This window comes from Bradyrhizobium cedriense (assembly GCF_054602315.1).
The window spans coordinates 188,555-202,706 of the sequence record NZ_JBTSWB010000003.1 but is presented as its reverse complement, the minus strand read 5'-3'; the positions used below and the strand labels follow the sequence as shown (position 1 = coordinate 202,706).

Sequence of the window (14,152 nt, the reverse complement as noted above, 5' to 3'; positions counted from 1 at the left end):
CCTACAGCGTCATCTTCATCGGTTCCGGATAGTAGTGGAATCCGTCGCCCGCTTTGGCGACATGGCCGTAACCCGGCCAGGCGAAGTGATAGGACATCACTGGGGTCTTGTTGGCCGCGAGCATCGTCAGCAGCTTGACGCGCGTGTCCGCCGCCTGCTTCGGATCGGTGTCGTAAGAGAACTCCATCCGCGGCCGCTCCAATAGCAGCACCGAATGATGCGAGAGGTCGCCGAGGAAGGCGAACGATTTTCCCGCCGACGAGACCATGAAGATGGTGTGGCCGACGGTGTGGCCGGGCGCCGCGATCGCCTGCACGCCGGGCAGGAATTCCTGGCCGTCCTTGAAGAACACGATGCGGTCGCGAACCGGCAGCAGGTTCTTGCGGGCGTGGACGACGAAGTCCTTGGCCGGGCTGCCGAGCTTGCCCTCGTCGGTCCAGAAGTCGAAATCGGTCTGTGAGATGTAGACTTGCGCGTTCGGAAACAGTGGCTTGCCGCCTTCGTCGACGATGCCGCCGATATGGTCGATATGGGCATGCGAGCAGACCACGGCGTCGATGTCGCCCGGCTTGATGCCGGCCTCGGTCATGCTCTTCTGTTGTCGCCCGGTGCTGGCGCCGAACATTTTCGAGCTGCCCATGCCGGTATCGAACAGGATGAGCTTGTCGCCGGTGTTCACGATCGGCGAGTTCTGTTCGAGCACGACGTTGTCCGGCGACAGGAAATTGTCGGCAAGCATCTTCTTGACTTCTTCCTTGGGCACGCCGGTGAACGTTCCGGAGGGGTCGCCGAGCGGCAACGGTCCATCGGACACGACGGTCACCTCGGCATCGCCGAGAATGAAGCGGTGCCAGTAGGGCGTCTGCGTGCCGAGCTTGGGAGCCCGCGCCATCGCGCTGCTGCCGAGCATGGCGCTGGCGCCGAGGCCCGCGCCAAGCGCGAGCAGGGACCGACGAGAGACATCGATTGTCATGCATTTCCTCCGCTTTAGTCTTTTGTCTTGCGTATCTTGCGCAATTGTTCGCGCGTTGCGACCGGCCTGATCAGCCTTGCGGCCGAAGGTCGGCAGAGGCCATGCTGCGCCGGTTACGGAAGGCTCGCAAGTAGAATCAATTGGCTCCGCAGCCTGAGCGAGAACGATATGCAGAGCGCGAATGCGGCATGCATGGGCACGCCCCGTCCAACCAGAGCACGCGGAATTGCGCGTTACGCAATTTTCAAAGTGAGGTCATTGCGAGCGCTGACTGCGCTCGCAACAGCGCGCAGGCTTGGACGTTTTCGGGAAAAGTTGGAAACTTCCGTCATCGCGACGAGTTGGCGTCCCATGGATATCTCTGCGTCGGAACTGGGAACATGGTCGAAGACGGCCCTCTACGAACAGCGGTTGATACTGCTTGGTGCGTGTATCGCGCGCGGCATCGCGATGTCGATGCTGCGGATGGCCGTCGGTGCCTCCTCGAGCGTCATCTGCAAGGGAGGTGGGAAGCACACGAGAGCAACGGTGACGCCCAGGAACTCGCGGGATTCGGGCTTGCCTATCTCGAGCGGCTTTCCGATGACGAATGTTGAGACTCATTGAGAGGCGCATCTGCCGCCTGGCGAGCGCAAGCGCGAGGCCGGATTGGACGTTGCTTGCAATCTCGAACCTTTTATCTGCGGCCATCGTGTTGATCATGCGTTCAGCGGTATAGGGCCCCTCATGCGCATCGCTCAGCTCGCCCCCTTGGCCGAAAGCGTCCCTCCGAAGCTTTACGGCGGCACCGAGCGGGTGGTGGCCTGGCTGGTGGATGAACTTGTCAAGCTTGGCCACGATGTCACGCTGTTTGCCAGCGGCGACTCCCGAACGGCCGGCAAGCTTCACCCGGTGTGGCCGCGCGCGCTGCGTCTCGGCCGGAAGGGTGCCGATCCGAGCGCTGCCTGCGCGATGCTGATGGAGGCAATCGCGCTGAGAGCCAGAGACTTCGATGTGATCCACGCCCATGTCGACTGGCTGCATCTGCCATTGCTCAGCCGCCTTGGCGTGCCGTTCCTGACAACCCTGCACGGCCGGCTCGATCTGCCCGGGTTGCCTGATGTAGCTCGGCAATTCCCCGATGCGAGTTTCGTCTCGATTTCCAATCACCAGCGCCTGCCACTCCCGGATGCGAAATGGATTGAAACGATCCAACACGGGCTACCCGCGGAGCTGCTGTGCGCCTCCTCTGAGGACGGGTCCTATCTGGCGTTTCTTGGCCGCCTCACGCCAGACAAGGGGCCGGAGGACGCCATCCGCATCGCGCAGGCAGTCCGGATGCCTCTCCGAATCGCCGCGAAGATTCCGCGCGCCGAGACCGCCTACTTCAGGAAACACCTCGCGCCCAGGATCGACGGCGAGAAGATCCAGCTTGTCGGCGAAGTCGACGACGTGAAGAAGCAATCATTCCTTGGCGGAGCAGCCGCTCTGCTGTTTCCGATCGCTTGGCCGGAGCCTTTCGGGTTGGTCATGATCGAGGCGATGGCCTGCGGAACGCCCGTGATCGCCTACCGCGCTGGTTCCGTCCCTGAGGTCATCGAGCACGGCCTGACCGGTTTCATCGTCGAGAACGAGGAGCAGGCCGTCAAGGCGGTCGGCGAATTGGGCAAGCTGGATCGAAGGAGGGTGCGCGCCCGCTTTGAGGAACGTTTCACCGCAGGCCGAATGGCGCGACAGTACGAAGACCGATACCGCGAGTTGGTTGCCACCCCGGCTTGAGAACTAACACGCGACGGCGGAAGTGCCGTTGTCGCTCGCGAAAGAAGCGGGGCGGATGTTCATCTCTCTCGCTTCAGAGAGGCCGGCCGCGTTCGCGATGGGCCCCCGGTTGACGTCAGCCTATCGTCTGCTGCTCCGGCGCTACCTCGCGATCGACGTCGTCAACTCCTTGTCGTTGCGGCGCGCCCCGCCCGGAATTATTTCGTCTAGTGTTCAGCGTGGCGATCGGCGCGGCAGTAATACAATAGCCGCCAGAACTCCCAATCCGCTCGCCAGCGTCGCGCATGCGAACGGCCAGATATAGCCGTCAACCTCGCCGGCATTACCGAGCAGTGCAGCCATCGCGGCGATGCCTATGGCGAAGCCAGCCTGCCGAACGACGATGGTCACGGCGGACGCCATGCCGGCTTGCTCCATCGGCGCCAATGCGACGACTGCCCCTGACAGCTGAGGATGTGCCAGTGCCGCCCCGACGCCGCAGAGCATCATGGCGGTCCCGATGAGCCATATCGGCATCTGATCGCGGCAGAGCGATGACGCAAGGAGAAGCGAGATACCGATGGTCGAGATCGTCATGGCAAGAGCAAAATGCCGCCGCCACCCGAGTGCCAGGATGCTCCTACCGCCGAAAGACGGGATGAACAACATCGGAAGGGTGGCTGCGAGCATAGCGGCGCCGCCCGCGTCGGTACCGAGTCCTGCGGCCGCGGCAAGAAACGGCGGCAGGTAAACAAGCAGGGCCCAATATCCGACTGAAACCGCCGCGAGAAGCACCGCGATCCCGATCATCGAACGATGCAGGAAGATGCCGGGAGCGAAAAGAGGCTGATCTTGCCGCATCTGCTGAACAACGAAGACAGCCATCAGCAGCAGGCTAACAGAGCAGCCCACCAAGGCGAGTGTCGGTGCGGATCGTGCTTGCAGCAAGGCTTCGATCATGGCGAACAGGGCAGCGATGAGGAGAGCCATTCCGAGTATGTCGATGGACCGGGGCGCAGCCTCCCGCGACTCCTTCACGAAGTGGGGGATGGCCCAGCCGGCAAGGCAGCAAAGCGGAACGTTGGCCAGGAATATCCACCGCCATCCCATCCAAGTGGCGACAATGCCGCCGACTGTGGGGCCCACCGCCATCGCAACGCCGGACATGACGCCGAGCCAGGAAAACGCGCGCGTTCGGGCGCTCGCGTCCGCGTAAGTCGTGGCAATCAGCGCCATGCCGCCTGTGACGACAAAAGCCGCTCCGATTCCCTGAAGCGCGCGGGCAAGTGAGAGGGACAGGCCGTCCCATGCCGTACCACAGGCCACGGAGGCCGCAGCAAAGACGAGATTTCCCCCCAGCATCGCCTTGCGACGGCCATAGCGGTCGCAGAGCGCTCCGGCAATCAGCAACGAGCCGGTGAATGCAAGGCTGTAGGCATCCATCACCCAGGCGTAGCCGGCGAAGCCCAGTCCAAGATCACCAGCGATCGCGGGCAAACCGACAATCACGGCGGTGACATCGAAGTTGGTGAGGAACGCGGCAAGGCCGAGAATGACGGCCGGCGTCATGCCGGGCAAGGCCGCCAAATCATGGGATAGTGGCGGTCGCTGAGATGCTGACATGCGTGCATTCGCTGATGAGGTAGGAAAGACAACCGCTTTCTCCGGTCTTGTTCGCTTCACGTCACCATGAATCTCGTTCATAAGTGCAACATGAGAGCCCTTCCGCCGTTCGACGGCCTCGTCGCATTTGAAGCCGCCGCCCGCCATCGCAGCATGACGCTCGCCGCGAGCGAACTACGCATCACGCAAAGTGCGATCAGCCATCGTCTGAAGAGACTCGAGAGTTTCGTCGGCGCGTTGCTTCTGAACCGGACGGGCAACGGCCTGTCGCCGACCTCGGCGGGACAGTCTTTGCTGGACGACATTGGTCGACTGCTCGATGACATGGCAGGTCTGCGCGCCCGGTCGAGGGCTGCGGTGCGACCCGCCATCCTGAAGGTTGGCGTAGGCTCCGCCTTGGCGCATTATTGGCTGGTGCGGCGGCTGCCGACCTTCACGACGGCTTATCCCGACGTTGGTCTCGACCTTGTCGTCGTCGAAAGCGAGGCGCAGGCGCGTGCCGCGGACGTCGATGTCCTGATCCTGTGGCTGCCGAAATCATCAGCGCGCCCGAACTCGACGCAACGCCTGCTCTTCAACGAGTATGTTTTCCCTGTCGCTGCGCCAGCCCTCGTCCCGGGAGGTCGGCCTCTGTCGAGTCCGAGGATGCTCGTCGACCTGCCGATCGTCCACAAAGGTCCACCCGGTCGCAACGATGGAGCAGAGTGGTCTTGGCCGGTCTGGTTCGAAAGATTGGGCATCTCGGCGCCGGTCCAAGAAGCCATGCGCTGCAGTTCACTCAGTCTCGCGCTCGCAGCCGCCATCGAGGGGACAGGCGTGGTGCTGGCGCGCTCTCTGCTGGTTCAGGACGCAATCGCCGCTCGCCGGCTCTGCAGGGTCTTGCCGTCGAAATGGGACATGCCGTCCGGGAAGGCTCACTTTGTGCGCTGGCGTGCCGCTCTGACGGGAGACAAGCGCGTGCGCCACTTTACAGATTGGATCGCAACTCAGGCTGCCGGTGCTTCGAAAGGTTCGTGAGAAAGCTCGCGCCTTCCGCATCTTGTGCGTTCACGCTGTTTTGCCTGACGTGTCAAACGGCGGGATTGCATCTCAAGGCGCCTTCGAAAACGTTGTGCAAACAACGGCCTGCCTACTGTGCATGGGGTTGTTTTCGCGCTTTTCAGCTGGCCGTGCCCGGGCTCACGCTCCGCAGACGATCACGCCATACCAGCCGAGTCCCCGATAGGTCTCGTAGCCGGGCGTCGCATGAAAGGCGACCAGTGTGCCGTTGCGCTCGTGATAGAAGCCGGAGCGCTGGCCGTTCAGCGAGATCGAGATGCGCTCGCTGAGGATGCCATGGCCGTCGGACGCTGCGATGACGCGAAAACTCGAATCGACCAGCAGCACGCGGGCCCTGTCGTTGTCGCCGACACGGACGCCCTGGACGATGGCGCGAGCCTGCGGCTCCCAGTCGAAATGGATGGCGAGCACGCCGATCGGCGCGCCATTGGCCTGACCGCCGGCGCGGACGCTGGCGCAATAGGTCGCGACCTGCGCGTTGCCGAGCAGCGGCTGGTTCTCGACGTCGCCGGCGACGTAGTCGTCACCGGAGCGCAGGGACCGCGCCTCGCGAAACCATTTGGTGTGGGCGACGTTCTGGCCGACGACGCGAAATCGGTCGGCGCGGCCGTTGGCGATGACGTTGCCGTCGAGATCGCAGAGCCAGAGATCGAGGTAGACCGTGTAGGCCCCCAGGATCACGCCGAGGCGCTGCGAGGCGTGATTTACGGCCGCAGCGCTCGGCTCAGCCGCGCAGTCGACGACGGCGGAATCGGTGGCCCACCAGCGGACGTCGCACGTGCGCTCATAGAGATTGCGGTCGATCAGCTCGATGGCATTGAGCGACAGGTCGACCATGCGTTCGCCGCGCGAACGCTGGCTCATCCGTTCGATCGAGGAGACGAGATCGCCGGTGCGTTTCGTCAATTGGGTTTCGAGTTCGCGGGCGATGGTCTCGACCTGCTGGCCGACGCCGCGCACCTCCTGCGCCACCACGGCAAAGCCTGCGCCTTGTGCGCCGGCGCGCGAACTCTCGATCAGCGCGTTCAGCGCCAGCATCTTCATCTGGTTGGTGATCTGCTGGATCGACTTGGTCTTGTCGACCGCGATCTGGTTGACCTCCGCAGTGAGGCGGTTGATCAGCACGGAGATGTCGGAATCATCTTCGGTGGGGTCGGTGGCGATCGGCTTGGCTTTGAGACCCAGCGCAGCAGACATCGGGGACTTCCCTTGGCAATGAGGCCTGATCTGCAATGAACGGGGAACAACGACTTACAGATCGAATACGATTCTTTTTCGAAGATTCCGCCTAACGCCTGCTTAATTTGCTGCTCCGCGGAATGCCTAAATGGTAGTCACCCGGCCGGTCGAGCGGCCATCCACCGGTTTGTGCGGTCGGGCCGTTGCAAATCCGGGCCAATTGCCGGCCAATCCTCCGGAAAGCCAGTGACCGTGCGTCCGCGTGATCGCCTGGACCCGAGTTTCCAACAAGTTGCCCCCCGTCATGACGCCGCCCGCCACCGCCTTGCCCGTCGAAGCGCCCCAGGCTTTCCTGGGCGTGGCGCGCTCGCTGACCGACAAGCTCTGGCGCGACCGTCTGGACGGTCGCGGGGCGGCACAGGCGCTCGCCATCGTGCAGCGGCACCAATTGCCCGAACTGCTGGCGCGGGTGCTGGCAGGCCGCGGGGTCGACATCGACGCCGTGCCCGACTTCCTCGATCCGACCATCCGAAAGCTGCTGCCGGATCCCTTCACCGTGACGGAGATGGAAGCCGCCGCCAAGCGAATCGCCGATGCCGCGGCGAGGGGCGAGAAGGTCGCGATCTTCGGCGATTACGACGTCGATGGCGCGACCTCGGCGGCACTGCTCGCCTGGCACCTGCGCCATTGCGGGCTCGATCCGCTGATCCACATTCCCGACCGCATCTTCGAGGGCTACGGCCCGAACATTGAAGCCGTTCGTGCGCTGGCCGAAAAGGGTGCGACGCTGCTGATCACCGTCGATTGCGGCACCACCAGCATGGAACCGCTGGCGGAAGCCAAGCGCCTCGGCATGTCCGTCGTCGTGATCGACCATCACCAATGCGGCCTCGATCTTCCCGAGGTCGACGCGCTGGTCAATCCGAACCGCCCCGACGACCTCTCGGGCCTCGGCCATCTCGCCGCCGTCGGCCTCGTGCTGGTGACACTGGTCGCCGTCAACCGCGAGTTGCGCCAGCGGGGCTTCTGGAGCAGCGAGATGCCCGAGCCCGATCTGCTCGGCATGCTGCATCATGTTGCGCTCGGCACGGTCGCGGACGTGGCGCCGCTGATCGGCCTCAACCGCGCCTTCGTCGCCAAGGGGCTGATCGCGATGCGGCGCCGCGACCATGTGGGTCACACCGCCCTGATGGACGTCGCACGGCTCAACGGTCCACCCGAAGCCTGGCATCTCGGCTTCATGCTGGGGCCACGCATCAATGCCGGCGGCCGCATCGGCCGCGCCGATCTCGGCGTGCGGCTGCTGCTGGAAAGCGATAGCGTCGAGGCGGCACGGATCGCCGCGGAGCTCGACCGACTCAACAGCGAACGCCGTGTCATCGAGCAGGCCGCGGAAGCGCAGGCTGAAGCCGAGGCGCTGGCCTCGATCGGGCTCGAGGACAAGCTCGCCGTCATCGTCACGGCATCGGAAGGCTGGCATCCCGGCGTGGTCGGCCTCGTCGCCTCGCGCCTGAAGGAGAAATTCTCACGGCCGGCTTTCGCCATTGCGCTCGAGCCCGGTGGGATCGGCACGGGCTCGGGCCGCTCGATCGCCGGCGTCGATCTCGGCAAGGCGGTGCGGCAGGCGGTCGCCGACGGCATCCTGCTCAAGGGCGGCGGCCACGCAATGGCGGCGGGCGTGACGCTGCGCAAAGAGAAGCTCGCCGAATTCCGCGCCTATCTGGAGAACGCGCTGGCGCGCGACGTGGCGGAGGCGCGCCACGTCAACGAGCTCTATATCGACGGCGCGGTCTCCGCACGGGCGGTGACGCCGGAGCTTGCGACGATCCTCAACCGCGCCGGTCCTTTCGGCAGCGGCAATCCAGAGCCCGTGCTGGCGCTGCCGGCGCACCAACTGGTATTTGCCGACGAGGTCGGCCAGGCGCATCTGCGCCTGCGCTTCAAGTCCGGCGACGGCGCCATCGTCAACGGCATCGCGTTCCGTTCGGTCGGCCAGAAGCTTGGCAACGCGCTGCTCGCCAACCGTGGCCAGCAGCTGCATGTCGCGGGATCATTGTCGGTCGATCGCTACCAGGGCGCCGAGCGCGTGCAATTCCGCGTCGTCGACGTGGCGCTACCGGACCAGGGGCCATCCGTGATTAGATAGTGCACGGTCCGGTAAAGCGCGAAGCGGTTTCCGACAAGGATCGTGCGCGAAAGATGACGGCCTCAAACAACAAAGAAGAAAGGGAGTGAACATGGCAGGGCAGGTTGAGGGCAAGGTCGCGCTGGTGACCGGCGGTGCCTCCGGCATCGGCGAGGCAATCGTCGAGCTGTTCGCGCGCGAAGGCGCCACAGTTATCGCGACCGACATCGATGAACTGAGGGGCCAAGCGCTGATCAAACGCGTCACCAAAGCCGACGGCAAGGCGATCTTCCTGGAGCAGGACGTTACCAGCGAGGAACGCTGGATCGAGGTCGTCGCCGAGGTCGCCAAGCGTTATGGCCGGCTCGACATCATGGTCTCCAATGCCGGCATCGGCATTTCCGTCCCCTCGATCGTCGACATGACGCTCGCCGACTGGCGCAAGCAGAATGCGATCAATCTCGATGGCGTGTTTCTCTCGGTCAAGCATTGCCTCCCCTTGATGCGCAAGACCGGCGGCGGCTCGATCGTCATGATGTCCTCACTGGCGGGCCTGCGCGGCTCGCCCGGATTGTCGGCCTATTCGGCCACCAAGGGCGGCGTGCGGTTGTTCGCCAAATCGATCGCGATGGAGTGCGCGACCGCGGGCGACGGCATCCGCGTCAACTCGGTTCATCCCGGCATCATCGATACCCCGATCTGGGGCAAGATCCCGACGGGGGCGACCGGCGCAGGTCAGAACGCCCCGATCGATCCGGAGGAGCGCGCCAAGGTCATCACGCCCCTTGGCCGTGCCGGCCATGCCGCGGAGATCGCCTCCGGCGTGCTGTATCTGGCCTCCGATGCCTCGCGCTACGTCACCGGCAGCGAGCTCGTCATCGACGGCGGCATGAATGCCGGCGGCGTGCCGCGGCGGACCTGAGCCGCGCAGGGCAGGGTGGCGGTTGCAGGGGCTGACGCGCAGGCGCCAGCCCTGTACAACGCAGGAAGCTTCCAACCGACACAGGTGTCCTTCGCATGGCGCACAGTCTTCACGCGTCCTCACCCGCGCCCCATCGTTCGAACCGGCCGGACCTCGCCACCGATGCGATCCGCACCGCGCGCGAGGATCTGGCAGCCTGCTTCCGCATGGCGGCGCGCAACGGCTTCGAGGAGGGCATCTGCAACCACTTCTCGGCCGTGGTGCCCGGCCATGATGACCTGTTCCTCGTCAATCCCTATGGCTACGCCTTCCGCGAGCTGACTGCGTCGAAGCTCCTGATCTGCGACTTCCATGGCAACGTGCTCGACGGCGAGGGCGTGCCGGAAGCGACCGCCTTCTACATCCATGCCGAAATGCACAAGCGCCTGCCGCGTGCCAAGGTGGCCTTCCACACCCACATGCCCTATGCGACGGCGCTGTCGATGACCGAGGGCGATCCCCTGATCTGGGCCGGCCAGACCGCGCTGAAATTCTATGGCCGCACCGCGGTGGATCGCGACTACAACGGGCTTGCGCTCGACAACCGCGAAGGTGCACGCATCGCTTCGAGCGTCGGCGATGCCGATATCGTCTTCATGAAACATCACGGCGTGATGGTGCTTGCCCCGACGATTGCCGAGGCCTGGGACGATCTCTACTACCTCGAACGTGCCGCCGAGGTGCAGGTGCTGGCGATGTCGACGGGACGAAAGGTGTTTCCGGTCGATCCCGCGATTGCAGCCGCGACTTACAAGCAGATGCGCGAAGGCGATGCCGAATCCGCGCGGCTCCATCTCGCCGCCATCCGCCGCCAGCTCGATGCGGAGGAGCCGCAGTACAGGCACTGAGGCAGACTGTCATTCCGGGGCGCGCGCCAAGTGGCGCGCCCGGAAATGACGGAGCGAGAGAGCGCGCTCCTACAATCCCTGCCGGAGCTTCGCCAGCACCTTCAGCCCGCCATAGCCATCCGCCGGCGTGATCCCGGCACGCTGCTGAAAATCCTTGACCGCCTTCATCGTGTCGTTGCCGACGCGGCCGTCGGTGCCGCCGGTGTCGAAGCCGGCCTTGGTCAGGCGCGTCTGCATCTCCTGCACCTCGGCGAGCGTCAGTGCGCGCTCAGAACCGGGGAAGGGCTGGATGAAGGGCGGGGCGCCCAGGCAGCGATCGCCGAGATGGCAGATTGCGAGCGCATAGTTCATCGAAGGGTTGTAGCTTTTTACTGAATAGAAGTTCGGTCCCAGCAGGAAGGTCGGTCCGCCCGCGACCGGCGTCCACATCTGCGCGGATGCGTTCGGCTGCGGGAACGGCTGACCGTCGGCGCGGGCCACGCCTGCCGCCTGCCATGCCGCGTAGGTGCGGCTTCCGTTCATGTTGCCGGGCGCGCGCACCTCGTAGCCCCAGTGCTCGCCGCGGTGCCACTTGCCGCGATTGACGAGATATTTCGCGGTCGAGCCCAGCGCGTCGTCCGGCTTGCCGAACGGCGACACCTTGCCGTCGCCGTCATAGTCGATGCCGACATTGAGCCAGACCTCCGGCATCCATTGCGAATGCCCCATCGCGCCGGCCCAAGAGCCGCGCATCTCCTCGGGAGTGCTCCAGCCCTTGTCGACGATGCGCAAGGCGTTGATCAACTCGGTCTCCCAATAGGCCTTGCGCCGCGGCTCGTTCCAGGCGAGCGCGGCGAGCGAGGGAAACACCGGCCTCATGTGGTTCTGCTGCACCAGGGGATCACCATAGGCGGACTCGACGCCCCACAGCGCCAGCAGCGTGCCGCGCTCGACGCCGAAATCGCGCTCGACGCGCGCAAGCAGCGCCTCGTTGTTCTTCAGCGCGATCTTGCCGTTGATGATGCGCCAGTCGGAGACGCGGCGGTTGATGTATTGCCAGAGCTGCTCGTTGAATTCCGGCTGGTTGCGCATCTGCTTGAACACGCTCATGTCCGGCTCGACCCGCCCCATCACGCGCTGCCAGGTCGTGGCCGAAATGCCTTTCGCCATCGCGCGTGCGCGAAAGCTCTCGCGCCATTCGTCGAAACCCGGGGGCGCGGCGACGGCGCGGGACGGGAGCGCAAGCAAGGCGGCTGCGCCGAGCGTCGACTGGAGCAGGGCGCGGCGCGTTGGATGAGGTGAGGAATCAGCGTGCGTCATGGGCGCATCCTAGCCGGAAACATGGCGCATGTGAGTGGGTTCCTGGAACATCTGCGCGCCCGATTCCATGCCTTGTTTCACCGGAACAAACCGTCGCAGTCCCGCATTCCCCCATGAGAGCGAGGAGGAGAAGATGAAGAAGCATCTATTTGCCGCTGCCATGGTGACAGCCCTCGCGGCGCCGGCGTTCGCCGATGAAGTGGGCGTTCATGTCGGTCCGGGCGGCGCTGGCGTGACGGTTGGCCAGTCGCACGAACATCGTGAGCGGGACCGCGATCGGGACCGTACCACGGTCATCAGGGAACGCGAGCCCGCAGATCGGACCACGGTGATCAAGAAGGAAGACGAATTCGGCAACCGCAGCAAGACCGTCATTCACCACGACGACTGACGGACCAGGGCCCCGGCCACATGCCGGGGCCCCGCGTCCGCATGCAGTCTGTTCATCGAAGATCGGGGTGGAATGAAAATACGAACGCATGCGGAAAGCCACGTCGTCGAACTCGACGATGGATCGCAATGGCAGATCTTTCCCGGTGACCTCGCGATCACGCTGGGCTGGAAGCCCGAAACCGATTTGCGTCTCGAGCACAGCGGCGAGGGGATGAGTTCGCACGTGCTGGTGAATACCGCCGACCAGAGCCGCGTGCGGGTGATCGCGGCCGACGAGACCTGGCCTGACGGCGAGGTCAAGAACGTGTTGAAGGGCGGGTAGCATCCCTCGGGCGCGAAGGCGTCTAGCCCTCGTGCAACTCGGCCGCGATGCCGGCAAGCCACCGTCGGACCGCGGTTTCCGCCTTGATGTCCAGCCCCCGAGCGAGGCGCTTCTCCAATTCGAGCACCCGCTGTCGGCATGCGTTCAAGAGAGTCGCGCCGCGCGGTGTGAGCGTCCATTGCTGGATGCGGCCGTGGACCGGATGGGGCGTCATCGCGATCGCGCCGTCGCGCTCGAGGTTGCGAGTGATGACGCCGACGGTCTGGGGGGTCAGGAAGGTCAGGCGGGCGACATCGGCCCCCGAGAGACCCGGATAAGCGTTGAGCATGGTCAACACCGCGAATTGTGGTGAGGTCACGCCGAGATCGGCGAGGGTGCGCTCCATCTTCAGCCGGACCGCGGCATGGGCCTGTCGCAGCAGGTAGCCGAGATAGCCTTGCTCGCCGCGCTTGCCTTCGCCGGGAGCCGGAACATGGGCGGCGCCGGTTTCCACCGTCTTTCGCCGCGTTCGCGATTTTGCGACGTCGTTCATCTTGCGCGACATATAAGAGCTCTTATAAGATATAAGTGCTCTTATAATAGACGAGGTGAACGGCAATGTCACACGCCCGCAGCGAATATGAGGATTTCAAGCGGATCGCGCCCGATGCTTACGACTTGGTGCTGGCGCTGGGCCAGGTCGCGGCCAAGGCCGGGCTCGACAAGCAGCTTCTTGAGCTCGTCAAGCTGCGCGTCTCGCAGATTAATGGCTGTGCCTTCTGTGTGCAGCATCATGTTCTGTTGTCCGAACGCATCGGGGTGCCCGTGGATAAACTGAACCTCGTGGCGGTCTGGCGCGAGGCGCCGATCTTTTCGCCGCGCGAACGGGCCGCGCTGGCCTGGGCGGAGGTGCTCACCTTCTTGCCGGACGGCGTCAGCGAGGAGATCTATGCGGAAGCTGCCCGCGAGTTTTCCCAATCCGAGCTGATGTACCTGACCTCGGCAGTCGCATCGATCAATGTCTGGAATCGCTTTGGCGCCGCCTATCGCTGGACGCCGGCGAAGCGGCCGGCTGCCGCAGCCGCCGCTGCGTCCTGATCGGCACGAGGGGAGGTCACGATGACAGCGATGAGCTTTTCCGCCGTGCCGCGTCCGGCGCCGTCACGTTCGACGGCGCTCGCCGTCATCGCAGGGCTTGCCTGCGCGCTTGCGATCGGCAAGGCGCTGCCGGTGACGATGGATACTGTGTCGGGCGCGCTGGCCCCACTTTGCGCCACCGCGGCGGAGGGCTCGCCGCTCGACAAGGTCGAACCGATCGGCTCCTATGCGCTGCCCAACGTCCCGGGCAAGCGCGTCACCATCGTGCGCGTGTCCTACGGTCCCGGCGGATTCTCGCGCCCGCATCGTCACGCGGGGTCGGTGACCGCCTACATCACCAAGGGCGAGATCCGGTCCCAGCTCGGCGGCGGTCCTGTCGAGACGTTTGGCGTCGGCCAGTCCTTCTTCGAGCCGCCGGGCTCGACGCATCTGGTCTCGGCCAATGCCAGCGCCACGGAGCCGGCGGAATTGATTGCGGTGTTCGTGGTCGACGAGGGTGCGCAGCTCACGACGTTCTTGGAGTAGGCCCGCGTCGGCCCGAAGCGGCGAGCAAGCT

General features: G+C 64.7%; 14 protein-coding genes. 9 read left to right on the top strand and 5 right to left on the bottom strand.

Going from position 1 to position 14,152, the window contains the following annotated elements; translation table 11 throughout:
• Position 1 precedes the first annotated feature (1 nt).
• On the bottom strand, positions 2–973 hold the full coding sequence (locus ACYCVF_RS12590) for an MBL fold metallo-hydrolase (RefSeq protein WP_459595829.1): 972 nt from the start codon (positions 971–973) through the stop codon (positions 2–4).
• A 726-nt stretch (positions 974–1,699) separates the two neighbouring features.
• On the opposite strand from ACYCVF_RS12590, the gene ACYCVF_RS12585 reads away from it, so the two are divergent.
• A complete protein-coding gene (locus tag ACYCVF_RS12585; protein WP_459595828.1) occupies positions 1,700–2,731 on the top strand; it encodes a glycosyltransferase family 4 protein in 1,032 nt (343 codons plus the stop codon).
• A gap of 213 nt (positions 2,732–2,944) precedes the next feature.
• Here ACYCVF_RS12585 and ACYCVF_RS12580 read toward each other — a convergent pair whose 3' ends face one another.
• The gene (locus ACYCVF_RS12580) at positions 2,945–4,333 is read right to left on the bottom strand and encodes an MFS transporter (protein ID WP_459595827.1); all 1,389 of its coding nucleotides are present in this window, start codon (positions 4,331–4,333) and stop codon (positions 2,945–2,947) included.
• 66 nt (positions 4,334–4,399) lie between these two features.
• Between ACYCVF_RS12580 and ACYCVF_RS12575 the strand changes: the two genes are divergently transcribed.
• On the top strand, positions 4,400–5,350 hold the full coding sequence (locus ACYCVF_RS12575; protein ID WP_459595826.1) for a LysR substrate-binding domain-containing protein: 951 nt from the start codon (positions 4,400–4,402) through the stop codon (positions 5,348–5,350).
• Between the two features lie 162 nt (positions 5,351–5,512).
• Here ACYCVF_RS12575 and ACYCVF_RS12570 read toward each other — a convergent pair whose 3' ends face one another.
• The gene (locus ACYCVF_RS12570; protein ID WP_459595825.1) at positions 5,513–6,589 is read right to left on the bottom strand and encodes a methyl-accepting chemotaxis protein; all 1,077 of its coding nucleotides are present in this window, start codon (positions 6,587–6,589) and stop codon (positions 5,513–5,515) included.
• 286 nt (positions 6,590–6,875) lie between these two features.
• Here ACYCVF_RS12570 and recJ point away from each other — a divergent pair, with 286 nt between their 5' ends.
• From recJ to ACYCVF_RS12555, 3 genes are all read left to right on the top strand, one after another.
• Positions 6,876–8,717 (top strand): single-stranded-DNA-specific exonuclease RecJ, encoded by a 1,842-nt coding sequence (gene recJ / locus ACYCVF_RS12565; RefSeq protein ID WP_459595824.1) that lies wholly within the window; start codon positions 6,876–6,878, stop codon positions 8,715–8,717.
• 91 nt (positions 8,718–8,808) lie between these two features.
• Entirely contained in the window at positions 8,809–9,618 is an 810-nt protein-coding gene (locus ACYCVF_RS12560; RefSeq protein WP_459595823.1) for an SDR family NAD(P)-dependent oxidoreductase, read from the top strand.
• Between the two features lie 95 nt (positions 9,619–9,713).
• Entirely contained in the window at positions 9,714–10,505 is a 792-nt protein-coding gene (locus ACYCVF_RS12555; RefSeq protein WP_459595822.1) for an aldolase, read from the top strand.
• Positions 10,506–10,574: 69 nt separating this feature from the next.
• Here the strand turns inward: ACYCVF_RS12555 and ACYCVF_RS12550 are convergent, their stop codons facing one another.
• Complete coding sequence (locus ACYCVF_RS12550) at positions 10,575–11,804, bottom strand: lytic murein transglycosylase (RefSeq protein WP_459595821.1); 1,230 nt, start codon at positions 11,802–11,804, stop codon at positions 10,575–10,577.
• Positions 11,805–11,937: 133 nt separating this feature from the next.
• Between ACYCVF_RS12550 and ACYCVF_RS12545 the strand changes: the two genes are divergently transcribed.
• Positions 11,938–12,195 (top strand): hypothetical protein, encoded by a 258-nt coding sequence (locus ACYCVF_RS12545; protein ID WP_459596458.1) that lies wholly within the window; start codon positions 11,938–11,940, stop codon positions 12,193–12,195.
• Between the two features lie 72 nt (positions 12,196–12,267).
• Positions 12,268–12,519 carry a hypothetical protein gene (locus ACYCVF_RS12540; protein WP_459595820.1) on the top strand — a complete coding sequence of 84 codons (252 nt, stop codon included), beginning with the start codon at positions 12,268–12,270 and terminating at the stop codon, positions 12,517–12,519.
• Between the two features lie 22 nt (positions 12,520–12,541).
• Here ACYCVF_RS12540 and ACYCVF_RS12535 read toward each other — a convergent pair whose 3' ends face one another.
• Positions 12,542–13,063 carry a MarR family winged helix-turn-helix transcriptional regulator gene (locus tag ACYCVF_RS12535; RefSeq protein WP_459595819.1) on the bottom strand — a complete coding sequence of 174 codons (522 nt, stop codon included), beginning with the start codon at positions 13,061–13,063 and terminating at the stop codon, positions 12,542–12,544.
• Positions 13,064–13,116: 53 nt separating this feature from the next.
• Between ACYCVF_RS12535 and ACYCVF_RS12530 the strand changes: the two genes are divergently transcribed.
• Together ACYCVF_RS12530 and ACYCVF_RS12525 are read left to right on the top strand one after the other, a co-directional pair.
• A complete protein-coding gene (locus tag ACYCVF_RS12530; protein WP_459595818.1) occupies positions 13,117–13,596 on the top strand; it encodes a carboxymuconolactone decarboxylase family protein in 480 nt (159 codons plus the stop codon).
• A gap of 21 nt (positions 13,597–13,617) precedes the next feature.
• Positions 13,618–14,121: a cupin domain-containing protein gene (locus ACYCVF_RS12525; protein ID WP_459595817.1), complete on the top strand. Its 504-nt coding sequence runs from the start codon at positions 13,618–13,620 to the stop codon at positions 14,119–14,121.
• Positions 14,122–14,152 lie beyond the last annotated feature (31 nt).